The organism is Paracidovorax sp., from assembly GCF_057642795.1.
On sequence record NZ_JBXYZY010000037.1, the window covers coordinates 96,201 to 117,651 of the forward strand.

The following is a 21,451-nucleotide window of genomic DNA, read 5'->3' on the forward strand; positions in this document are numbered from 1 at the left end:
CGAGGCTTGTTGCCGTAGACATTCCTGGCTGAAGGCAGGGCTGCGGCGCCAGCGAGCAGCTTCCATCCACCTCAGCCCATGCCACACCTCTTCTCCCGCATCACCCTCGGCACAGCCCTGATCGCCTGTTGCATTGGCGCCGCACAAGCCCAGCAAGTCACCGTGCAAGACGCCTGGGTCCGCGCGACGGTGCCACACCAAAAGGCGACGGGCGCATTCATGCGGCTGAAGTCCGGCAAGGACATGCGGCTGATGTCCGTCAGCACGCCCGCAGCGCCGATCGCCGAAGTACACGCAATGAAGATGGTGAACAACGTGATGAAGATGCGCGCCGTGCCGAGCCTGGACGTGCCCGCCGGCAAGATCGTAGAGCTGCAGCCGGGCGGCTACCATCTGATGCTGATGGACTTGCCGGCCCAGGTAAAGGCGGGCGATACCGTTGCGCTGATCCTGGTGTTCCAGGACAACGACGGCCAGCGCGAGACCGTACAGGTGCACGCCCAGGCGCGCGGCATGGCGACCACAGCGGCTCCTGCCGGCGGCGGCTCCGCCGGGCACGGCGAGCACGGCGGCATGCACCAGCATTGAGTCCTAGATCCATCGACATCCACCGCCGCCCCGCCACCTACCCCGTCACTCTGCGCCCATGAACCCACAAGCCCATGAACTCTGGCGCGCACCGCGCTGGGCGCTGGCCGCCCTGCTGGCCCTGCTCGGCATGCTGGGGCCGTTCTCGATCGACACCTACATCCCGGCGTTCTCCGGCATCGCCGCGGCCGTGGGCGCCACGCCGGTGGAGATGCAGCAGACGCTGTCGGCCTACCTGTTCGGCTTCGCCTTCATGACGCTGTTCCACGGCGCGCTGTCGGACAGCTTCGGCCGCCGGCCCGTGGTGCTCTGGGGCATCGCCGTGTTCACGCTCGCGTCGGCGGGCTGCGCGCTCTCGCAGAACATCGGCCAGCTGGTACTTTTCCGGGCGCTGCAGGGGCTGTCTGCAGGCGCCGGCATCGTGGTGTCACGCGCCGTGATCCGCGACATGTTCCCGCCGGCGCAGGCCCAGCAGGTGATGAGCCAAGTCACGATCTATTTCGGGGTCGCGCCGGCCATCGCACCCATCGTGGGCGGGTGGCTGTTCGTGCATTTGGGATGGCACAGCGTCTTCTGGTTTTTGACCGGCGTGGGCCTGCTGCTGTGGATCGCCAACTTCCGCCTGCTGCCCGAAACGCTGCATGCCAGCCAGCGCCAGCCCTTCAATGCACGGCACCTGCTGCAGGGCTATTGGCAACTGGGTTCGAGCCCACGCTTTCTGCTGCTGGCGCTGGCAAGCGGGGTGCCGTTCAACGGCATGTTCCTCTATGTGCTGGCGGCGCCCGCCTTCCTGGGCGACCACCTGCATCTGGCTCCCACGCATTTCTTCTGGTTCTTCGTCCTGACCATCTCCGGGATCATGGGCGGCGCCTGGCTCAGTGGCCGGCTGGCGGGCCGCATTCCGCCCAAGCGGCAGATACGGCACGGCTTCCTGATCATGTTCGCCATGGCGGCGCTCAACCTGACGGCCAATGCCCTGTTCACGGCACACGTGGCGTGGGCGCTGCTACCGATCGCCGCGTTCGCCTTCGGCTGGGCGCTGATGGTGCCAGTCGTCACGCTGCTGGTGCTCGACCTCTACCCGGAGCGGCGCGGCATGGCCTCATCGCTGCAGGCCTTCGTCGGCTCCACCGCCAACGGGGTGGTGGCCGGCGTGGTTGCGCCACTGGTGATGCATTCCACTCTGCTGCTGGCCTGCGCATCGGCGGGCATGACCTGCGTCGGACTGGTGGCCTGGGTGTACCTGCATCACCGTTGGCCTGACATCGGCCGCGTAGCCACCGCCGCCTGACGCGCCGCAGCCGCCCCAGCCCGACGACGAGCGACAGACGGCACCGCTTTCTTGCAGACCCGGCGCGACCAAAAGACCGCAGCCATACCCGTCAGCCTCGCCGGCGCTGCAGGCCGTTATCGGCGTAATACTGGGTTTTCTCCGCGTACATTGCCTCATCGGCACGATTGACCGCGCCCTCGATCTGGTCGCCCGACGCGGCGATCGCCACACCGATCGACAGACTCAGTACCGAACCTGGGTAAAACTGGTTGTTGAGATCCAGCAAGGACTGGATGCGATCGACCGCGGCCTGGGCACCGCGCTCGTCCACGCCCGGCAGCAGCAGCGAGAACTCATCACCACCGATGCGCGCCGCGCACGCCGGCGGATCCACGGCCTTACCCAACACCTCGCCCACGCGCCGCAGCATCGCGTCACCCGCCGCGTGGCCCGACTCGTCGTTAATGAACTTGAGCCCGTTCATGTCGATCACCACCACGCCCACCGGAAAGGGCCCTTTGCGCGTGAGCCGGTTCAGCTCTTCCACGTAGTAAGCGCGGTTGCGCAGCTGCGTGAGCACATCGTGCTTGCCCAGGTATTCCAGATAGGCCTCGGCCTTCTTGCGGGCGGTGATATCCACCAATGAGATCAGCACCATGGACCAGTCGTCCTGCCGTTCCTCCAGGATGGAGAACTGCATGTGAATGTGGACGGCCTCGCCGGAAAGGCTGTAGTTCACCACCTCGCGCTGCTGAAACAGCCGGCCTTCCCAAAGATCGAGCAACTGCTCAGCGAAGGACTCATGCATCTCACCGCGGAAGACTTTGACGATCTGCTTGAGCAAGGTGTCCTTGCTGTCCGCGCCGAACATCTGCAGCGTCTGCTCGTTCACGTCGATGACCCGGATTTCCTGAATGCAGCGATCCACGAATTCGGGGTGCACCTTCAGGAAGGTCTTGAAGTCACGGATGCCCTGGCGGCGAACATCATCGAGCAGGCGCTTGACCGCGCTGAAATCCTCGACCCAGAGCGATACAGGGGAATGCTCGAACAGCCCGCGCGCATATTCCTCGCTGCGCTGCAGGCGGGTACGGCTCTCGATCTGCTGGGTGTTGTCTTCCAGCGAAATGAGGACGCGGTCCCAACGGTCTTCATGGCCTGGCAGGATGCGGCCGCGAATGTGGACGTCGAGCCGGCGGCCATCGAGTGCGTAATTGACAGTCTGGTTCGAGAAATCCAGCGCACCGGACCACAGCTGGCGCAGCTCCGCGATGGCTTGCTGGTGCATGTCGCCCCGGAAGATGCTGTCGAGCGAAGCCAGCAGCGTCGCCTGGTCGGGCGCGGCGAACAACTCCAGCGTCCGCTGGTTCACCCGCAGCACTTTGATCGCGGCGCCATACGCCTGCATGCGGGACGGGTCCGCGCGCACATAGGCCTCGACATCGACCACGCCCTCGCTGCGCCAGGTGTCCAGCAAGGTCTTCAGTGCACTGAAATCCTCCAGCCAGAGCGACACGGGCGCGATGTCGAACATATGCTCGAAATCGTTTTCCGACGGGGAAGAAAGAGACATCCTGGGCCCTCCATGGTCATGACGCAGGCATGACAGCCGCGCTACGGCCCGCCCAGATCGAATTATCGACCGCCCCCGACCATGCGCCGCGAAGCTCGCGCCAAAGAAAAAGCCAGCCTCAAGGGCTGGCTTTTTCTTTCACTTACCGCACGGGTCAGCGTGCGCCTGTGGATCAGGCGTTAGCGGGCCGGACGAGCCGGGCGCTTGCGTGCGTCGTGCGGCACGAACGGCTTGCCACCGCCCGTGCCGGGCTTTGCAAATGCCGGCTTGCGTGCCGCAAAGTCGCCGCCACGGCCTGCGCCGTCAGGACGGCCGCCACCGAAGCCACCGCGAGGCTGGTCGCCGAAGCCAGGCTTGCGGCCGTAGCCTTCGCCATCGCGGCGGGGAGCGCCGCCGCCAAAGCCACGCTGGTCGTCACCCCGCGGAGCGAAATGGCCGCCACCTTGGTAGCCACCACCATCACGAGCAGCCGGAGCGCCGCGGCCGAAACGGTCGCCGCCGCGATCACGGTCGCCAAAGCCCCCGCCGAAGCCGCCACGGCCACCACCCGAAGGACGGCGATCGCCGCCACGGAAGCCGCCGCCTTCACGGCTGCCACGGCCACCGAATTCGGGGCGGGCCTGCGGCGCACGCTGCTGCGGCTCCAGGCCAGGAATGACTTCTGCCTTGAACTGCTGCTTGCTATAGCCTTCGATATCGAAGATCTTGCGGCGGTCGCGGAACTCCGCGAACGTCACGGCCAGGCCTTGGCGGCCTGCACGGCCGGTACGGCCGATACGGTGGGTGTAGTCCTCGGCCTTCATGGGCAGGCCGTAATTGAACACGTGCGTGATGGTCGGCACGTCGATACCACGAGCAGCCACGTCGGTAGCCACCAGCACCTGCACCTGGCCGCTGCGCAGCGCCATCAGGCGGCGGTTGCGCAGGCCCTGGCTCAGGGCGCCGTGCAGCGCCACAGCCGAGAAGCCTTCTTGCTGCAGGTCGTTAGCCAGGCCGTCGCACTCCACCTGGGTGCTGGCGAACACGATGGCCTGGTTGATGGAGGTGTCACGCAGCCAGTGGTCCAGCAGCTTGCGCTTGTGCTGAGCGTTGTCAGCCCAGAACAGGGTCTGCTTGATGTTGGCGTGCTTTTCCTGCGGGCTGTCGATCTGCACCTTCTGCACGTGCGAACCGCCATCGTGCATCACGCGCATGGCCAGCTGCTGGATGCGCGGCGCGAACGTGGCGCTGAACATCATGGTCTGCTGACGCTGGCTGGTCATCTGGTTGATGTCGGCCAGGTCGTCGGCGAAGCCCAGGTCCAGCATACGGTCGGCTTCATCGACCACCAGGAACTTCACCTGGTCGAGCTTGATCTGCATGGAGCGTTGCAGGTCCAGCAGACGGCCCGGCGTGGCGACCACGAGGTTGGCGTTCTGCAGCTTGGCAATTTGCAGTTGGTAGGGAATGCCACCCACCACGTTGGCCACGCGCAGGCCGCGGCAGTGCTTGACCAGTTCGATGGCGTCGTGCGCCACCTGCTGGGCCAGTTCACGCGTCGGGCACAGGATCAGCGCACCGGGCACGGCGGCCTTGAAGTTGCGGGCGTTGGTGGGGTCCTTGCGCTTGGCGCGCTTAGGAGCCGGTTCGCCACGGGCTGCGGCTTCAGCGACGGCACGGTCGAATTCGGCGCGGGCAGCGGCTTCGGCAGCGGCCTGCTCGCCGATCAGCGTGTGCAGCACGGGCAGCAGGAATGCTGCGGTCTTGCCGCTGCCGGTCTGGCTGGAGACCATCAGGTCGATGAAGCGGGCAGAAGCATCGCTCGGGCTCATCGCCAGAGGAATGGCTCGAGCCTGCACTTGCGTGGGCTGGGTGTAGCCCAGGTCGGCCACGGCCTGCACCAGTTCGGCAGCCAGGCCCAGCTGGACGAAGCCATTGGGTTCGGCCGTCACTTCGACGTCGTCGGCCTGCACGGCCACGGATTCAACAGCCAGGACTGCGTCTGCAGCGGCAATGGAGGTATCTGCAGGCGCGAATTCGCCCTGCACTTGGAGAGTGTCAGTCATATTTTTTCTCACACGAAGACAGCCGCAGGCGTGGCCTGCGGAGGCTTCGTCAATGGTTAAAAAACATCAACCATCAAACGAAACCAGAGCTGCGGGGAGCAGCGCGGGTGGGCATTTGTGCGAAGTTCCGCTGAAACGTGGATTTCAAGCGGCTTGCAGGCCCGGTGTGTGAAGGGAGATGCGCAATCTGCGTGAGCCGCAAAGGGCTAATGTGTCACGCAAGCCGGCGATTATGGCATGCCTGGGGTTTTCCCGCAATGCCTCTTTTGCGCCCTGCCCCATCTTTGTGCAGGGCAGCGAGCGCAGGAGCCTCACACCGCCAGCAGATGCGTGCGGTAGTGCGCCATCTCGTCGATGGACTCATGCACGTCGGCGAGCGCGGTATGCCGCTGCGCCTTCTTGAAGGACGAACACGCCTCGGGCTTCCAGCGCTTGGCCAGTTCCTTGAGCGTGCTCACGTCGATGTTGCGGTAGTGGAAGAAGGCTTCGAGCCGGGGCATGTAGCGCACCAGGAAGCGCCGGTCCTGGCCGATGCTGTTGCCGCACATGGGCGCCGAGCCCTTGGGCACGTAGCGCGCCAGGAACTCGATGATCTGCTGCTCGGCCTCGGCCTCGGTGATAGCCGAAGCCCGCACCTTGTCGATCAGGCCGCTGCGGCCGTGCGTGCCCTTGTTCCAGGCGTCCATGCCGTTCAGCAGTTCATCGGACTGGTGGATGGCGAACACCGGGCCCTCCACGCGGGGCTCCAGGTTCGGGCCGGTCACCACGACGGCGATCTCCAGCAGGCGGTCGGTTTCGGGGTTCAGGCCCGTCATTTCGCAATCGAGCCAGACCAGGTTCTGGTCGGACTTGGGCAAGGCAGGCACAGGGGTGGCAGCGGTTTCAGACATGGGGCAATTGTCGCCGATGGGTGCCACGCTCCGCACCGACGCAGGCATTCCCACTCGGGCATCTGGCGCCGTGGCAAAGCCCTACACTCCAACGCTCATGCCCCACTCTGCCTCCAATCCTCCCTTCTGGACGCCGTCGGTGCTGCTGACGCTGGCGTTCGCCGCCCTGCTGCTGGCCGGTCTCGCGCTGCGCTTCTGGCTGGCCACGCGCCAGGTCCGCCACGTGGCGCGCCACCGCAGCGCCGTCCCGGCCGCATTCGCTGGCCGCATCCCGCTGGCGGCCCATCAGAAAGCAGCTGACTACACCATCGCCAAGACCCGCTTCGGCCTGCTGGAGATGGCGATCTCGGCCGCCGTGACGCTGGGCTGGACCCTGCTGGGCGGCCTGGACCTGCTCAACCGGGCCCTGCTCGATTGGCTAGGCGGCGGAATGCTGCAGCAACTGGCGCTGCTGGGCACCTTCGCGGTGATCGGCGGGCTGATCGACCTGCCGACCACGATCTACACGACCTTCGTGATCGAGCAGCGTTTCGGCTTCAACAAGATGACGCCGCGCCTGTGGCTGGGCGACCTGCTCAAGTCCACGCTGATGGGCGCCATCGTGGGGCTGCCCATCGCCGCGCTCATCCTGTGGCTGATGAGTTCGGCGGGCCCAGCGTGGTGGCTCTGGGCCTGGGCCGTCTGGATGGGCTTCAACCTGCTGCTGATGGTGATCTACCCGCTCTTCATCGCGCCGCTCTTCAACAAGTTCCAGCCGCTGCAGGACGAATCGCTCAAGGCCCGCGTGACGGCGCTGATGCAGCGCTGCGGCTTCGCCGCCAAGGGCCTGTTCGTGATGGACGGCAGCCGCCGCAGCGCCCATGCCAACGCCTACTTCACCGGCTTTGGCGCGGCCAAGCGCGTGGTGTTCTACGACACGCTGCTGCGCCAGTTGAGCCCCGGCGAAGTCGAAGCCGTGCTGGCCCACGAGCTGGGCCACTTCAAGCACCGACACATCGTCAAGCGCATCGTGAGCCTGTTCGCGCTCAGCTTGGCGGGTTTCGCGCTGCTGGGCTGGCTGAGCACGCAGTTCTGGTTCTATACGGGCCTGGGCGTGGTGCCCAACCTGATGCTGCCGGGCCTGGCGCCCGCCGCGCCCAACGACGCGCTGGCGCTGCTACTCTTCCTGCTCGCCGCGCCCGTCTTCACGGTGTTCATCTCGCCGCTCTTTGCGCAGATCTCGCGCCGCCACGAATTCGAGGCGGACGCCTATGCCATGGCGCAGGCCAGCGGCAGCGACCTGGCCGCCGCGCTGCTCAAGCTCTACGAAGACAACGCCTCCACGCTCACGCCCGACCCGGTGTACGTGAAGTTCTACTACTCGCATCCGCCGGCCAGCGAACGCCTGGCCCGCATGCCCATCCCGAGCCCGATGCCATCATGAGCACTCCATCCATGTTCCCCCGCAAAGACTGGTCTCAGGAGCCCCGCCGGGCGCTGACGGCCACCGAAGTGGTCACCCGGCTGGCCGAGCTGAACGGCTGGGCACTGAGCGGTGACGGCGCGGCCGTGGCCATCGAGAAGACCTACCGCTTCGCCAACTACCACGAGACCATGGCCTTCGTGAACGCGGTGGCCTTCATCGCCCACGCGCAGGACCACCACCCCGACCTGTCGGTGCACTACAACCGCTGCGTGGTGCGCCTGAACACGCACGACGTGAGCGGCATCTCGGCCACCGACATCGACTGCGCGGCGCGTTTCGACGCCCTGCTGGCCGCATGATGCATTCCGCCCACTTGCCGCTGCGCAGCCATGGCTGAGCGCAGCGCCCTGTACGAAGGCCTGGTGGTGGCCAGCCACGGCCGCCACTGCCTGGTCGAATCGCCCGACGGCGCCCGCCGCATCTGCCACCCGCGCGGCAAGAAGAGCCAGGCCGTGGTGGGCGACCGCGTGCTCTGGCAAGCGCCACCGCCCGGCCAGGGCGAAGAAGGCACGATCGAGCGCGTGCAGGAACGCCGTAACCTCTTCTACCGGCAGGACGAGATCCGCACCAAGTCGTTCGCGGCCAACCTCGACCAAGTGCTGATCCTGATCGCAGCCGAACCGGTGTTCTCCGAAAGCCAGCTGGCGCGCGCGCTGATCGCGGCCGAGGCCGAGCGCATCCAGCCGCTGATCGCGCTTAACAAGAGCGACCTGGTCGAGCCCTTCGCCCGGGCCTGGGAGCGCCTGCTGCCCTACCGCCACATGGGTGGCGACGGCAGTGATGGCGGCCACACCGCCAGCCACCACTACCGCGTGCTGCCGCTCTCGCTCTCGGAATCGGCCGAGGTGGACCGCCAGGCGCTGCTGGAGCTCCTGCGCGGCAAGACCACACTGGTGCTCGGCCCCTCGGGGTCGGGCAAGAGCACGCTCATCAACCTGCTGGTGCCGGGCGCGACGGTGCTGACCGGCGAGATCTCGCAGGCGCTCAACTCCGGCAAGCACACCACCACGAGCACGACGCTTTACTGGGTGGACCCGCAGGAGCGCACCACCGCGCTCATCGACTCGCCGGGCTTTCAGGAATTCGGGCTGCACCATATCGGCCCGGCCGACCTGCCGCGCCTGATGCCCGACATCGGCCTGCATGCGGAGCACTGCCGCTTCTACAACTGCACCCACCTGCACGAGCCGGGCTGCGCGGTGATGGAACACGTGGACGGCCTGCAGGGCGAATCACGCACCGGGCCAGGCGCCATCAGCGCCAGCCGCTACCAGATCTACGCCAACCTGTTTGCGGAACTGAGCGAGACGCGGCGCTGGTGAGTTCTGGCCCGGATCAGGGCCAAAACGGGCTGCAGCGCTTGAAGAACAAGCGCCAGCAGCTATAAAAACAATAGCAATCAGCCCAGCAGGCGCGCGAAGGTCAGCAGCGCCAGCAGCAGCATCCACACCACCACCGAGCGCCAGACCAGGCCCACCACGCTACGCAGATGCCCGATCTCGGGCGTGCGGCCGGGCGTGCTGTCGCTGTCGGCATCGGCCTCTACGGCGTCGATCACCGCCGGGTCGATCGCGGCGACCTGCGGGTCGATGCGCGTGCGCAGGGCCTCGCCGCCCAGCCGCACGTTGATGGCGCCAGCCGTGGCCGCCAGCACCACGCCGTCGTTGTCGTTAGGGAAGCGCTGTGCGTGGAAACGCCAGCCGTCGATGGCCTCCTCGAAGCTGCCCACCACGGCGAAGCTCAGGGCCGTGAGGCGCGCGGGCAACCAGTCGATCGCCGTCCAGGCCCGGTCGGCAGCATGCAGCAGCGCCGCGCTGGGCGGGTGGTCGGAGATGCGCAGGCCTTGCTCCTTCCAGTGCCGCGCCACGAATTCGGCCATGCGGTAGAGCACCGCGCCGGCGGGCCCCAGGCCCAGCGCCGCCAGCAGCGAGAAGCAGGCCAGCACACCGAAGACATGGCGGTGCGCGGCGATCACCGAATACTCGATGACATGACGCACGATCTCGCTGCGTGGCAGGTCGCGCGCGTCGACCTGCTGCCACGCGGCCAGTTCCGCCCGCGCCCGGTTCTCGTCGCCCTCTTCCAGCGCGTCGCGAATGCCGGTGAAGTGGTGGCTGAACTGGCGAAAGCCCAGCGTGAGGTAGAGCACCGCCACGTTCCAGACCATGGCCACCGGCCAGCCGATCCAGTGCAGCAGCAGCCCATGCACCAGCAGCGCGAGGAAGGTAGGCACCAGCACCGCGAGGCTCAAGGCGGCCCAGCCCTGCGCGGAGCTACCAGCGTCGAAATTGCGGCGCACCGACAGCGCCCAGGCGCGCACCCCTGCATGGGCGGGATGGGTGCGTGCCAGCGGGCGGGCCTGCTCGATGAGCAAGGCGAACAAGATGGCGAAGAAACTCATGGAGGCCAATGATAGCGAGGCCCCTTTTCCGCGCTGCCTCCGGCCCGCCTGCGCCGCCACGGCAGGCGCAGCCCGGGTACCAGGGCCGCGTCAGGCCATGAGGAAGCGGTAGAAATTGCGCAGCATGCCGGCCGTGGCGCCCCAGATGTAGCGCTCCTTCGCGCCATCGGCATAGGGCATCGCGAACCATTCGCGCTCCAACCCCTGCCAGGCCATGCGCTGGCGGCGGTGGTTCGCGGGGTCCAGCAAAAAGTCGAGGGGCACCTCGAACACGTCAGCCACCTCGTACGGGTTGGGCCGCAGCACGCAGTCGGGCTGCACCAGGGCGACCACCGGCGTGATGATGAAGGCGCTGCCCGTCACATAGGTGGGCAGGGAGCCGAGTACCTCGACGAATCGGGTGTCGAGCCCGACCTCCTCCCAGGCCTCGCGCAAAGCCGTGGCTGCGGGGTCGGCATCTTCGGGATCGGTCCGCCCGCCGGGAAAGGCCACCTGACCGGAATGCTGCGACAAATGCGCCGTGCGCTCGGTGAGCAGCACCGTGGGCCGCTCGCGCAGCACGATGGGCATCAGCACCGCCGCCTGCGAGGGCGTGCGGTCGGAGAAGGCCCGCTCCAGCGCCACCTCGGGCTCCCACTGCGGCGCGTGCGCGAAACGCTGTCGCAGCGCCTCGGGCGTCTGCACAGCGCGCGGCACGGCCGGCAGATGAGCGTCCACGCCGGAGATGGGAACCGTGCGCGGGTCGAACGCCGGCAGACGGGCTGCGGGCGGGATGACGGAAGAGACCGGCACCACAGGCGGCTGCGTGGTGGACGCAAGGGGCGCGACGGGGGCACCAGCGGCGGGCGCCGGAACGGGAGGCACGGCGGAAGGCGGCAAGGTCATGCGGCGAGCACCCAAGAAAAAGCCGCTACGGCTTGCGCGGTAGCGGCGGGAGGCCAGAATTCTGGCGCAGGCCTGGACGGGAGATGCCAGGCCTGGAGGCGCATCAAGCGGCTGCTGCGGCCTTGTTGACGCGCGAGGGCAGCTTTTCCTTGATACGTGCCGACTTGCCGCTGCGGTCACGCAGGTAGTACAGCTTGGCACGGCGCACATCGCCGCGGCGCTTGACTTCAATGCTGGCGATCAGCGGGCTGTAGGTCTGGAACGTACGTTCCACGCCTTCGCCGCTGGAGATCTTGCGCACGGTGAAGCCGCTGTTGAGGCCACGGTTGCGCTTGGCGATCACCACGCCTTCGTAGGCCTGAACGCGCTTACGGGTACCTTCCACCACGTTCACGTTGACGATCACGGTGTCGCCAGGTGCGAATTCGGGGATGGTCTTGTTCAAGCGGGCGATTTCTTCCTGCTCGAGGGTCTGGATCAGATTCATGGTTACTTCCTACCGATCATGTCCGCGCCAGAAATTGGCATGGGCGCCCGGATTGGCGCCTCACATGCTGCACACGGCATGTGTTAGCAGCGGCCGGCCAGAGGATCGAAGAGCCCAAGATTATAGCAACTCGCCCAGCCGGGAGACAACCGCTTCGTCGGCGCGACTCAACAGGCCCTGCGCGCGGGCCGCTTCGATCAGGTCCGGACGGTGGCGCGCGGTGAGCGCCAGACGCTGGTCGCGGCGCCAGCGCTCAATCTGCGCATGGTGGCCCGAGAGCAGCGGCGCGGGCACAGCGCGGCCGGCCCACTCCTCGGGGCGGGTGTAGTGGGGGCAATCCAGCAGGCCGTCGAGCGCGGGGTTGAAGCTGTCGAGTTGGTGGCTGCCCTCGTCGTTCAGCACGCCAGGCTGCAGGCGGGCCACGGCGTCGATCAGGGCCATGGCCGGAATCTCGCCGCCCGAGAGCACGAAGTCGCCCAGGCTCAGCTGCACATCGACATGCGCGTCGATGAAGCGCTGGTCGATGCCCTCATAGCGCCCGCAGAGCAGGATCGCGCCCGGCCCCGCGGCCCAGCCGGCCACGCCGGCATGGTTGAGCGCCTGGCCGATGGGCGAGAACAGCACCACGGGCACGCTCGCGCCTTCGGGCGCGGCCAATGCGCGATCGGCGCGGATGGCGTTCAGGCAGCGCTCCAGCGGCTCGGCCATCATGACCATGCCCGGGCCGCCGCCGAAGGGGCGGTCATCGACGCGCCGGTAGTTACCCTCGGCATGGTCGCGCGGGTTCCAGAGCCGCACGTCCACCTGCCCGCCGGCATAGGCACGCCGCGTCACGCCACTCACGAGGAACGGCGCGAACATCTCGGGGAACAGGGTGATGACGTCGAAGCGCATGGTCTGCGGCGCGGCTCTCGCAGCGAAGAGTGTCAGTAGTCCGGCTGCCAGTCCACGAGGATGCGGCGCTCGGCCAGCTTGACCTCATCGACGAAGGCCGAAACGAAGGGAATCATGCGCTCGAGCGTCTTGCCCTCGTGCTCGTAGGCCAGCACCAGTGTGGTCTGCGGCCCGGTGGCCAGCAGGTCGCGCACCGTACCCAGCGCCACGCCCTCGCGGTTGACCACCTCCAGGCCGATCAGATCGACCCAGTAGAACTCGCCCTCTTGCGCCGCCGGAAAGCTCGAGCGCGACACAAAGATGCGCGCGCCGCGCAGGGCCTCGGCCGCATCGCGGTCGTCCACGCCCTCGGCCATGGCGACGATGGAATCGGAATGCTCGCGCGACTGGCGCACGGCCAGCGACACGGTGCCGCTGAAGAAGCTCTTGGCGCCCTTTTCGGCCGGCAGCAGGAACCAGTGCTTGGCCGACAGCAGGGCCTCGGGCGAGGCGCTGTAGGGCAACACCTTGAACCAGCCCTTCACCCCCCAGGCGTCGGCAATGCGGCCGACTTCCACCGCATCGGCGGGCAGGTCTGCGGGCTCTAGAACGGGCAGCTTGGACATGGCGGGCTCAGTGCAGGAAAGGAGGACAGGACAAAAAAGACAGGCAAAGAAAAAGGGCGGGGCCCGTCAGCAGAACCAACGGAGCCCGCCCCTAGCAGCGGAATACGCAGCGATCAGGCAGCTTGCTTGGCAGCAGCTTGCTTGATCAGGCGGTCCACGGTGGGAGATGCCTGGGCGCCCACGCTCTTCCAGTACGTCAGACGGTCTTGAGCAATGCGCAGACCTTCTTCGCTTTCCTTGGCCGTGGGGTTGTAGAAACCCAGGCGTTCGATGAAGCGGCCGTCGCGACGAACGCGCTTGTCGGCAACGACGATGTTGAAGAACGGACGGCCTTTAGAACCGCCGCGGGAGAGCCGAATCACGACCATAATGAATCCTTCGGGTGGTGCAGCCCATACGGAGGCTGCAGAAAGTTTTGCTGCGTTTGAGACACGCGACATGGCCACCCGGCCAGCGACACGCTGCAAAGTCCGCGATTATATCCCCATCTTGCCAATGCCCCTCATCCGTCCGAGCCGCGACGAAGACATCGCCGCCATTGCCGCCATCTATGCCCACCATGTCCTGCACGGCACGGGCACCTTCGAAACCACCCCGCCGACCGAAGCCGACATGGCCGCGCGCCGCGCCGACGTGCTGGGCCGCGGCCTGCCGTATCTGGTGGCGGAGCAGGACGGGCAGGTGCTGGGCTTCGCCTACTGCAACTGGTTCAAGCCGCGACCGGCCTACCGCTTCTCGGCCGAGGACTCCATCTACATCGCCGATGCGGCGCGCGGCATGGGACTGGGCCGCCAGTTGCTGGGTGCACTGTGCGACGCCGCCGAAGGCGCGGGCGTGCGCAAGCTGCTGGCGGTGATCGGCGATTCGGCCAACCTGGGCTCGATCGGAGTGCACCGCTCGGCGGGCTTCACGCAAATCGGCGTGATGCGCTCGGTGGGATGGAAGTTCGGTGCCTGGCGCGACGTGGTGCTGATGGAAAAGCCGCTGGGCGATGGGGACACCACCCCGCCCGAGCCCGTCGGCAGCGAAGCCGCCCACTGAACGCCCTTGCGCGCCCTATCTGCCCCGCCGCATGAAAAACAAGACCATCGCCACCTGGCTGGCCTTCGTGGGCGGGCCGCTCGGTCTGCATCGCTTCTATCTGCACGGCCTGGGCGACTGGCTGGGCTGGCTGCTGCCGATCCCCACGGCCCTGGGCGTCTACGGCATCCAGCGGGTGCAGGCGCTGGGCCAGGACGATCACCTGAGCTGGGTGCTGATTCCGCTGCTGGGCTTCACCATCGCGGGCTGTGCGCTCTGCGCCATCGCCTATGGGCTGATGCCGCCGGAGAAGTGGAACGCGCGCCACAACCCGGCCGCAGCGGTCGCCGACGCGGCGCCGGGGCACACGGGCTGGCTGACCATCGTCGCCGTCGCGCTGGCCCTGCTCGTTGGCACGGCCATTCTCATGGCCAGCCTGGCGTTCAGCTTCCAGCGCTACTTCGAATACCAGGTCGAGGAAGCCCGCAAGATTTCGCAGTAGCCGTTGTCGGCCCTCGGTGCGAAGGGCCGCGAAGCCGATTGCCCAGGCGCAGAGCCTGGATCGGGGCGCCTGGCCACCCGTACCGCCGTGAGGCCGATGCGAGCGGCAGGGGTGCCGCACACCAGCTTGCCCCCCTCGGCATGCCGGGAACCACGAGCCGAAAGCCGTTAGAACAGCCTCTCAGTCCGCCAGGAAGAGCTCCTGCAGATCGCTCAAGAAGTCGAAGCCGCGCTCGGTGGGGCGCACCAGCCCATCCGCGCGGCTCACCAGGCCCTTGCGCTCGGCCTCGTCCAGCCCCCGGGCGATGGCCGTGAGCGGCAGCCCGGTGCGTTCCATGAACTGCTGCGGCGTGAACCCGTCGCGCAACCGCAGCGCGTTCAGCATGTATTCGAAGGGCAGATCGGCCCGGCGCACGTCCGCGTCCTGTGCGATGGCGCGGCCGGCCAGGGCGCCCTCCATGTAGCGGCGCGGATCGCGCAGCCGCACCTGGCGCACGACGCGGTGCGCGAAGCTGAGCTTGCTGTGCGCGCCAGCGCCGATGCCCAGGTAGTCGCCGAACTGCCAGTAGTTGGTGTTGTGCACGCACTGGTGGCCGTCCCGCGCATAGGCCGAGACTTCATAGCGCCGCAGGCCGGCCGCTCCGGTCATCTCGGTGATGCGGTCGAGCATGGCGTAGGCCGTGTCGTCCTCCGGCACGGCGGGCGGATGCTTGGCGAAGTAGGTGTTGGGCTCGATGGTCAGGTGGTAGATCGAGATGTGCGGCGGCTCAAGCGCCAGCGCCGTGCGCATGTCCTGCTCCAGGTCGGCGATGGTCTGGCCCGGCAGCGCATACATGATGTCGAGGTTGAAGGTGCCGAAGGCGTCGCGCGCCTCCTCCACCGCCGCCAGCGCCTGGGCTCGGTCGTGGACCCGGCCCAGGGCCTGCAGGAAGCGGTCGTCGAAGCTCTGCACGCCCACCGACAGCCGCGTGACGCCCGCGGCGCGGTAGGCACGGAAGCGGTCTTTCTCGAACGTGCCGGGGTTGGCCTCCAGCGTGATCTCGCAATCCGGCTCCAGCCGCAGGCGGGCGCGCACGCCGCCCAGCAGGCGGTCGATGGACTGCGGCGCGAACAGGCTGGGCGTGCCGCCGCCGATGAAGATGCTGTGAACCGTACGGCCCCAGATCAGCGGCAGCGCGGCCTCCAGATCGGCCATCAGCGCGTCCAGGTAGCGCCCCTCGGGCAGTGCATCGGCGCCGGCACGCGCCTCGTGCGAGTTGAAGTCGCAGTAGGGGCACTTCTTCAGGCACCAGGGCAGATGGATGTAGAGCGACAGCGGCGGCAAGCTGGACAGCTGCAACAGGCCCGGGCGCATGTAGTGCTGCGGGTCCCGCAGGGCACCGCCCTCGGGCTGAGCCAGCTCGGCCGCAGGAACGATAGGGATGGACACGGGCAGTGCTCCGGCTTCGGGCGCCACGTCAGAACCAGCGTTCGCGCATCAGCGCCAGCATCTGCTGCGCAGCGCGGCCACGGTGGCTGTGGGCATTCTTCACGTCCACAGGCAGCTCGGCAAAGGTCTTGCCGAAGTCGGGCAGGAACATGACGGGGTCAAAGCCGAATCCGTTGCTGCCACGCCGCTCGCGCGCGATCTCGCCGGACACGCGGCCCACGGCGATGAGCGGCTCCGGGTCCTGCGGGCTGCGCACGGCCACCAGCGTGCTGACCATGGCGGCGCGGCGGTCGTCGATGCCGGCCATCTGTTCGAGCAGCGCCTGCACGTTGGTGTCGTCCCCCTTGGGGTAGCCGAACTGCGTGGCGTAGTAGGCCGTCTGCACACCCGGAAGGCCGCCGAACGCCTGCACGCACAGGCCGGCGTCGTCGGCCAGCGCCGGCAGGCCGGTGTCCTGCGCGGCAAAGCGCGCCTTGGCCAGAGCGTTCTCGACGAAGGTGTGGAAAGGCTCCTCGGCTTCGCCCACGCCCAGGTCGGCCTGGCGCACCAGCTCGACGCCCAGCGGTGCCAGCATGGCCTGCAGTTCGGCCAGCTTGCCGCGGTTGTTGGATGCAAGAACGAGTTTCATGGGGTTTTCGGCTCCTGGCCCAGGCAAAACCTGCGCATTTAGCTATTATTTTTGCAGCGATTGCTGCTGCAGCGCGGCCAGCTCGCCAATGCCCTTTTCGGCCAGCGCCAGCAGCTGGTCCATCTCCTGGCGCGTGAAGGCCGCGCCTTCTGCGGTGCCCTGCACTTCCACGTAGTGCGCCACACCCTGCGCGTTCACGGTCATCACCACATTCATGTCGGTGTCGCACGCCACGTCTTCGACGTATTCGAGATCCAGTACCGGCTGGCCCTGCACGATGCCCACCGAGATGGCCGCGAGCGGCGCAGTGATGGGCGAGGCCTGCAGCTTGCCGGCGGCGATCAGCGTGGCCACCGCGTCCTGCGCCGCCACCCAGGCGCCGGTGATGGCCGCCGTGCGCGTGCCGCCGTCAGCCTGGATCACGTCGCAATCGAGCTGAATCGTGCGCTCGCCCAGGGCCTTGAGGTCGAACACGGCGCGCAGGCTGCGGCCGATGAGGCGCTGGATCTCCTGCGTGCGGCCGTTCTGCTTGCCGCGCGCGGCCTCGCGGTCGCTGCGGGTGTGCGTGGAGCGCGGCAGCATGCCGTATTCAGCCGTCACCCAGCCTTCGCCGCTGCCGCGCTTGTGCGGCGGCACGCGCTCTTCGACCGAGGCGGTGCACAGCACCTTGGTGTTGCCGAATTCGATCAGCACCGAGCCTTCGGCGTGCATGGTGTAGTGGCGGGTCATGCGCACCGGACGCAGCTGGTCGGCAGCGCGGCCACCGGGGCGGGCAGCGGAAGATGGAGTCATGGAAGGAGTTCTCTGCAGCGGGGAATGGGACGCCCGGAAGCACCGGGCGAAAGAACAAAGGGGTGGGTGGACAGCAGGTGACGGCGCGATCGCGCCCCGTGGCGGCCAGCTTCGGCCCAGACGTCGATTCTCGCCTGCCTGACCGCCGGCAAGGCTAGAGCTTGCGCGCCGCCGAGCGGCGGATAGCCTCGTTGATCTCGGCGATGGAGCGCTCAATGGCCGCGTCATCCAGATCGTCCAGCAGCAGGCCATCGGGTGCAGCGCCCTGGATGGTGGAGGCGAAAGCATCGTCGCCCAGGCTTGCGGTGCTCACGCTGAACGTGGAGCCGAAGGCGTCGGGCGTTTCCCACTCCAGGGCCAGGGCGGTCACGTTGTCGCTGGCGGTGCCGGCCTTGCGCAGCGCATCCTCGACCAGATCCGGAACGGCCACGTCCACCGTCTGGCGCCCCAGCAGGCGCGCGATGTGGGGGTCGTCGAGCGTGCCCCAGAGGCCGTCAGAGCACAGCAGGATGCGGTCGCCCTGCTCCAGCAGCACCGGTCCGGCGCGGTCGTAGATCGGCTTGGCGGGCGAGCCCAGGCAGGTGAAGAGCACGTTGCGGTTGGTGATCGCCCGCTCGAACAGGGGCCGGGGCGCATCGCCCAGCTCCAGGTAGGAATGGTCGCGGGTGCGCGCCAGCACCGCGCCGTCCCGCACGAAATAGAGGCGCGAATCACCGCAATGCACCCAGCTGGCCCGCCCGGCCTGCACCACCGCAGCCACCAGCGTGGTGCGGGGCGAATCCGCCAGGCCACGCTCGCTCGCGTGCTTGAGGATGGCCTGGTGCGCCGCCAGCAGGGCCATAGCCAGAAAGGCCTGCGGATCGGCCAGCGCTGGCTGCGCCTCGCGCTGGAACAGGGCGGACACGGTCTGGATGGCGATCTGCGCGGCCACCTCGCCGTCGGGGTGCCCCCCCATGCCATCGGCAAGCACGAACAGGCCTGATGCCCGCGTATAGCAGTAGCCCATGCGATCTTCGTTCTTCTCGCGCCCGCCGCGCCGGCTGATCTGGAAGACCGAGAACTTCATTTCGTCTTCGCTCCGGCCGGTGTGATCTGGCTCGACCTGGCACCGCTGCGCCGGACATCGCCCACGAGCGAATCGATCTGCATGCGGACCTTCTCGCCCAGGCTGAGCCGGGTGTAGCGGCGCTCGCCCTCGCGGCTGAGCTCTTTTTGAAGCGCGAAGACGGACTGCGGCCGCGAAAGCGGGTCCAGCGCCATGCACCATTCGACCACCTCGATCAGGTTGTCCGAATAGATGCCGCGCAGCTTGGTAAGCGACTGCGTGAACCGGTCGGCATCATTGCGCTGCGGCGCCTCGGTGGGCGGAAAGCCCTGCATGCAGGCGTAGATGCAGGCGCCGATGGCGTAGATGTCGGTCCAGGGCCCCATCTGCGTATCGCGGCGGTACATCTCGGGCGCAGCGAATCCCGGCGTGTACATGGGGCGGATGAAGTTCCCCTCTTTCGAAAGCACTTCGCGCGCCGCGCCGAAGTCGATCAGCACGGCCTTGTTGTCGTCGGTGATGAAGACGTTGGCCGGCTTGATGTCCAGGTGCAGCATCTTGTGCTGATGCACGATGCGCAGACCGCGCAGCACCTCGTCGAACAGTGAACGAATGGTCGATTCGCGGAACACCTTCTTCGTGTTCAGGTCGCGCGCAGTGATGATGAAGTCCTGCAGGGTCGCGCCCTCCAGGTAGTTCATCACCATGTAGACGGTTTCGTTCTCACGGAAGAAATTCAGCACGCTGACAACGGAAGCATGCGAGATCTGCGCGAGCGAACGCCCTTCCTCGAAGAAACTCTTGAGCCCCAGGCGGTAGAGAGAGAGCTTTTCGGGCTGCACTTTCGGCAGCAGTTCACCCGGTTCACGGGTGGCGAGCGATGAGGGGAGGTATTCCTTGATGGCCACTTGCTGGCCGTCGGCATCGGTGGCCAGATAGACCACACCGAACCCTCCGGCGGACACCTTCCGGACCACGCGATAACCGCCGATGGAGGTGCCGGGAGGCAGGGGTGCCGGCTTGATCTTGGACATATTCTGCGATGAAGACTCGGGCACGAATCGGAACCGGGATAATCGCGCGTTTGCAGCAACCACCGAGAGTCCCATGGCAGTTTACAGCATGACCGGATACGCCAGCGTCCAGCACGGAGCGTCTGCCGCAGGCGCCGAAACCGACGCGCCGACGCGCCGCCTGGGTATCGAGATCCGATCGGTCAACAGCCGCTTTCTCGACCTGTCCTTCCGTCTTTCCGACGAGCTGCGGGCCCAGGAGCCCGCGCTGCGCACCCTGCTCACCGCCAAGCTCAAGCGAGGCAAGGTCGAGGTCCGCGCATTCATCGAAGACGAAGGCACCGGCGGCCTGCCCGACCCCGCCCCCCGGTTGCTGCAGCGGCTCAACGGAATGCAGGACGCCATCAAATCCTGGCTGCCCCAGGCCGCGCCCCTGAGCGTGGCCGATGCGCTGCGCCTGTGCGCCAGCTTCTCCGGCCCGGCGCAGGACTGGTCCGAAGCCCTGCCCTCACTGGCCGAGCAGGCACTCAAAGCCTTGATGACGGCCCGCGAGCGCGAGGGCAAGCGCCTGGCCGCCATGCTGCAGGACCGGCTGGACCAACTGCGTGCACTGGCCAAACAGGCCGTGCCGCTGGTGCCGCAGCTGGTCGAGCAGCACCGGCAGCGCTTCCTCGACCGCTGGAACGAAGCCCTGGCCCACGCCGACGGCAAGATCGCGGCCGAAGCCGCGCAGGACCGGGCCCTGACCGAAGCCACGGCGTTTGCCATCCGCATCGACGTGGCCGAGGAAGTCACACGACTGCAATCGCACCTCGATGAAATCGAGCGCCTGCTGAAAAAGGGTGGCGAGATCGGCAAGCGCCTGGACTTCCTCATCCAGGAGCTGCACCGCGAGGCCAACACCCTGGGCTCGAAGTCGGCAGCACTCGAACTCACGCGCATCAGCGTGGACATGAAGGTACTGATCGAGCAGATGCGCGAACAGGTCCAGAACATCGAGTGATGGATAATCCTGATTTGATAGCAGCTAGCGCAGACGCCGTATGGACTATCCCGGAAATCTCTTTGTAGTGGCGGCCCCCAGCGGGGCCGGCAAGTCAAGCCTGGTCAAGGCCCTGCGCGAGCTCGACTCGCACGTGCAGCCGTCGGTGTCGCACACCACGCGCCCGCCGCGCGGCCAGGAAAAGCACGGCCGCGAATACTTCTTCACGTCCGACCAGGAATTCGACGCCATGATCGCCGCCAACGGCTTCGTCGAGTGGGCACACGTGCATGGCCGTCGCTACGGAACCTCGCGCAAAGCCATCGAAGAGCGCGTGGCCCAGGGCGCCGACGTGCTGCTGGAGATCGACTTCCAGGGCGCGATCCAGATCAAGCAGGCCTTCGCCAACGCGGTGCTGATCTTCATCCTGCCGCCCAGCTGGGAAGAGCTGCGCTCGCGCCTGGAGAGGCGCGGCGAAGACGCGCCGGACGTCATCGAACTGCGGCTGGCCAACGCTGCCTCGGAAATGGCCCAGGCCCAGAAATTCGACTTCGTTATAATCAATGAATTGTTCGAGCGTGCGGTTTTCGACCTGAAGACCATCGTTCACGCCCAGCGCCTGAAGTACGCGGCCCAGCGCAGAGCCCGCGCCGACATCTTCGAGTCGCTCAACATCACCTGATTTCCACTTTTTCGAGAAACATCCATGGCCCGCATCACCGTCGAAGATTGCCTCGAGCAGATCCCCAACCGCTTCCAACTGGTGCTGGCGGCCACCTACCGTGCTCGCATGCTGAGCCAGGGCCATGCCCCCCGCATCGAGAGCCGCAACAAGCCCGCCGTCACGGCGCTGCGCGAAATTGCCGCAGGCAAGGTCGGCCTGGAAATGCTCAAGAAGGTACCCGGCTGATTGCCTTGAATTGCCGGCCCCTGCC

The 21,451-nt window shown here is 67.0% G+C and carries 24 protein-coding genes; 10 read left to right on the forward strand and 14 right to left on the reverse strand.

Annotated features, from left to right (window positions below):
• Nucleotides 1–78: 78 nt before the first annotated feature.
• Nucleotides 79–588, forward strand: a complete 510-nt coding sequence (locus AC3A84_RS14960; RefSeq protein ID WP_487970754.1) for a copper chaperone PCu(A)C — start codon at nt 79–81, stop codon at nt 586–588.
• A 58-nt stretch (nt 589–646) separates the two neighbouring features.
• On the forward strand, nt 647–1,879 hold the full coding sequence (locus AC3A84_RS14965; protein ID WP_487970756.1) for a multidrug effflux MFS transporter: 1,233 nt from the start codon (nt 647–649) through the stop codon (nt 1,877–1,879).
• Between the two features lie 91 nt (nt 1,880–1,970).
• Here AC3A84_RS14965 and AC3A84_RS14970 read toward each other — a convergent pair whose 3' ends face one another.
• The 3 genes from AC3A84_RS14970 to orn all read right to left on the reverse strand — a co-directional run bounded on the left by AC3A84_RS14970 (nt 1,971) and on the right by orn (nt 6,369).
• Nucleotides 1,971–3,434 (reverse strand): sensor domain-containing diguanylate cyclase, encoded by a 1,464-nt coding sequence (locus tag AC3A84_RS14970; RefSeq protein WP_487970758.1) that lies wholly within the window; start codon nt 3,432–3,434, stop codon nt 1,971–1,973.
• A 179-nt stretch (nt 3,435–3,613) separates the two neighbouring features.
• The gene (locus AC3A84_RS14975) at nt 3,614–5,479 is read right to left on the reverse strand and encodes a DEAD/DEAH box helicase (RefSeq protein ID WP_487970760.1); all 1,866 of its coding nucleotides are present in this window, start codon (nt 5,477–5,479) and stop codon (nt 3,614–3,616) included.
• 311 nt (nt 5,480–5,790) lie between these two features.
• Nucleotides 5,791–6,369, reverse strand: a complete 579-nt coding sequence (gene orn / locus AC3A84_RS14980; RefSeq protein WP_487970762.1) for an oligoribonuclease — start codon at nt 6,367–6,369, stop codon at nt 5,791–5,793.
• A 97-nt stretch (nt 6,370–6,466) separates the two neighbouring features.
• On the opposite strand from orn, the gene AC3A84_RS14985 reads away from it, so the two are divergent.
• Genes AC3A84_RS14985 through rsgA form a run of 3 tightly spaced genes read left to right on the forward strand, consistent with a single transcriptional unit; the run spans nt 6,467 to nt 9,156 of the window.
• A complete protein-coding gene (locus AC3A84_RS14985) occupies nt 6,467–7,792 on the forward strand; it encodes a M48 family metallopeptidase (protein WP_487970764.1) in 1,326 nt (441 codons plus the stop codon).
• Nucleotides 7,789–8,133: a 4a-hydroxytetrahydrobiopterin dehydratase gene (locus tag AC3A84_RS14990; protein WP_487970766.1), complete on the forward strand. Its 345-nt coding sequence runs from the start codon at nt 7,789–7,791 to the stop codon at nt 8,131–8,133. Before AC3A84_RS14985 ends, AC3A84_RS14990 begins: the two co-directional genes overlap by 4 nt.
• Before the next feature lie 30 nt (nt 8,134–8,163).
• The gene (gene rsgA, locus AC3A84_RS14995; RefSeq protein WP_487970768.1) at nt 8,164–9,156 is read left to right on the forward strand and encodes a ribosome small subunit-dependent GTPase A; all 993 of its coding nucleotides are present in this window, start codon (nt 8,164–8,166) and stop codon (nt 9,154–9,156) included.
• A gap of 77 nt (nt 9,157–9,233) precedes the next feature.
• Here the strand turns inward: rsgA and AC3A84_RS15000 are convergent, their stop codons facing one another.
• From AC3A84_RS15000 to rpsP, 6 genes are all read right to left on the reverse strand, one after another.
• On the reverse strand, nt 9,234–10,235 hold the full coding sequence (locus AC3A84_RS15000) for a CobD/CbiB family protein (RefSeq protein ID WP_487970770.1): 1,002 nt from the start codon (nt 10,233–10,235) through the stop codon (nt 9,234–9,236).
• Nucleotides 10,236–10,325: 90 nt separating this feature from the next.
• Entirely contained in the window at nt 10,326–11,120 is a 795-nt protein-coding gene (locus tag AC3A84_RS15005; protein WP_487970772.1) for a CoA pyrophosphatase, read from the reverse strand.
• Between the two features lie 103 nt (nt 11,121–11,223).
• Nucleotides 11,224–11,607 carry a 50S ribosomal protein L19 gene (rplS, locus tag AC3A84_RS15010; protein WP_092941954.1) on the reverse strand — a complete coding sequence of 128 codons (384 nt, stop codon included), beginning with the start codon at nt 11,605–11,607 and terminating at the stop codon, nt 11,224–11,226.
• Nucleotides 11,608–11,727: 120 nt separating this feature from the next.
• Nucleotides 11,728–12,501 carry a tRNA (guanosine(37)-N1)-methyltransferase TrmD gene (gene trmD / locus AC3A84_RS15015; protein WP_487970775.1) on the reverse strand — a complete coding sequence of 258 codons (774 nt, stop codon included), beginning with the start codon at nt 12,499–12,501 and terminating at the stop codon, nt 11,728–11,730.
• A 32-nt stretch (nt 12,502–12,533) separates the two neighbouring features.
• Entirely contained in the window at nt 12,534–13,106 is a 573-nt protein-coding gene (gene rimM / locus AC3A84_RS15020) for a ribosome maturation factor RimM (RefSeq protein WP_487970777.1), read from the reverse strand.
• Between the two features lie 113 nt (nt 13,107–13,219).
• Nucleotides 13,220–13,474 carry a 30S ribosomal protein S16 gene (gene rpsP / locus AC3A84_RS15025; RefSeq protein ID WP_056666976.1) on the reverse strand — a complete coding sequence of 85 codons (255 nt, stop codon included), beginning with the start codon at nt 13,472–13,474 and terminating at the stop codon, nt 13,220–13,222.
• Between the two features lie 127 nt (nt 13,475–13,601).
• Between rpsP and AC3A84_RS15030 the strand changes: the two genes are divergently transcribed.
• A complete protein-coding gene (locus AC3A84_RS15030) occupies nt 13,602–14,147 on the forward strand; it encodes an N-acetyltransferase family protein (protein ID WP_487971057.1) in 546 nt (181 codons plus the stop codon).
• Between the two features lie 31 nt (nt 14,148–14,178).
• On the forward strand, nt 14,179–14,628 hold the full coding sequence (locus AC3A84_RS15035; protein WP_487970780.1) for an NINE protein: 450 nt from the start codon (nt 14,179–14,181) through the stop codon (nt 14,626–14,628).
• A 180-nt stretch (nt 14,629–14,808) separates the two neighbouring features.
• Here the strand turns inward: AC3A84_RS15035 and hemW are convergent, their stop codons facing one another.
• From hemW to AC3A84_RS15060, 5 genes are all read right to left on the reverse strand, one after another.
• Nucleotides 14,809–16,056, reverse strand: a complete 1,248-nt coding sequence (gene hemW / locus AC3A84_RS15040; RefSeq protein WP_487970782.1) for a radical SAM family heme chaperone HemW — start codon at nt 16,054–16,056, stop codon at nt 14,809–14,811.
• A 28-nt stretch (nt 16,057–16,084) separates the two neighbouring features.
• Nucleotides 16,085–16,684, reverse strand: coding sequence for an RdgB/HAM1 family non-canonical purine NTP pyrophosphatase (rdgB, locus tag AC3A84_RS15045; protein WP_487970784.1), 600 nt, complete (start codon nt 16,682–16,684; stop codon nt 16,085–16,087).
• A gap of 45 nt (nt 16,685–16,729) precedes the next feature.
• Nucleotides 16,730–17,476, reverse strand: a complete 747-nt coding sequence (rph, locus tag AC3A84_RS15050; RefSeq protein ID WP_487970786.1) for a ribonuclease PH — start codon at nt 17,474–17,476, stop codon at nt 16,730–16,732.
• Between the two features lie 154 nt (nt 17,477–17,630).
• A complete protein-coding gene (locus AC3A84_RS15055) occupies nt 17,631–18,542 on the reverse strand; it encodes a PP2C family protein-serine/threonine phosphatase (RefSeq protein WP_487970788.1) in 912 nt (303 codons plus the stop codon).
• Nucleotides 18,539–19,555: a serine/threonine protein kinase gene (locus AC3A84_RS15060; RefSeq protein WP_487970790.1), complete on the reverse strand. Its 1,017-nt coding sequence runs from the start codon at nt 19,553–19,555 to the stop codon at nt 18,539–18,541. The genes AC3A84_RS15055 and AC3A84_RS15060 overlap by 4 nt, the downstream gene beginning before the upstream one ends.
• Nucleotides 19,556–19,628: 73 nt before the next feature.
• Here AC3A84_RS15060 and AC3A84_RS15065 point away from each other — a divergent pair, with 73 nt between their 5' ends.
• The 3 genes from AC3A84_RS15065 to rpoZ are packed head-to-tail and all read left to right on the forward strand — an operon-like array spanning nt 19,629 to nt 21,426.
• Nucleotides 19,629–20,537, forward strand: a complete 909-nt coding sequence (locus AC3A84_RS15065) for a YicC/YloC family endoribonuclease (protein ID WP_487970792.1) — start codon at nt 19,629–19,631, stop codon at nt 20,535–20,537.
• A gap of 40 nt (nt 20,538–20,577) precedes the next feature.
• Nucleotides 20,578–21,198 (forward strand): guanylate kinase, encoded by a 621-nt coding sequence (gene gmk, locus AC3A84_RS15070; RefSeq protein WP_487970794.1) that lies wholly within the window; start codon nt 20,578–20,580, stop codon nt 21,196–21,198.
• Nucleotides 21,199–21,222: 24 nt separating this feature from the next.
• Nucleotides 21,223–21,426 (forward strand): DNA-directed RNA polymerase subunit omega, encoded by a 204-nt coding sequence (rpoZ, locus tag AC3A84_RS15075; protein WP_313070992.1) that lies wholly within the window; start codon nt 21,223–21,225, stop codon nt 21,424–21,426.
• The last annotated feature ends 25 nt before the right edge of the window (nt 21,427–21,451 follow it).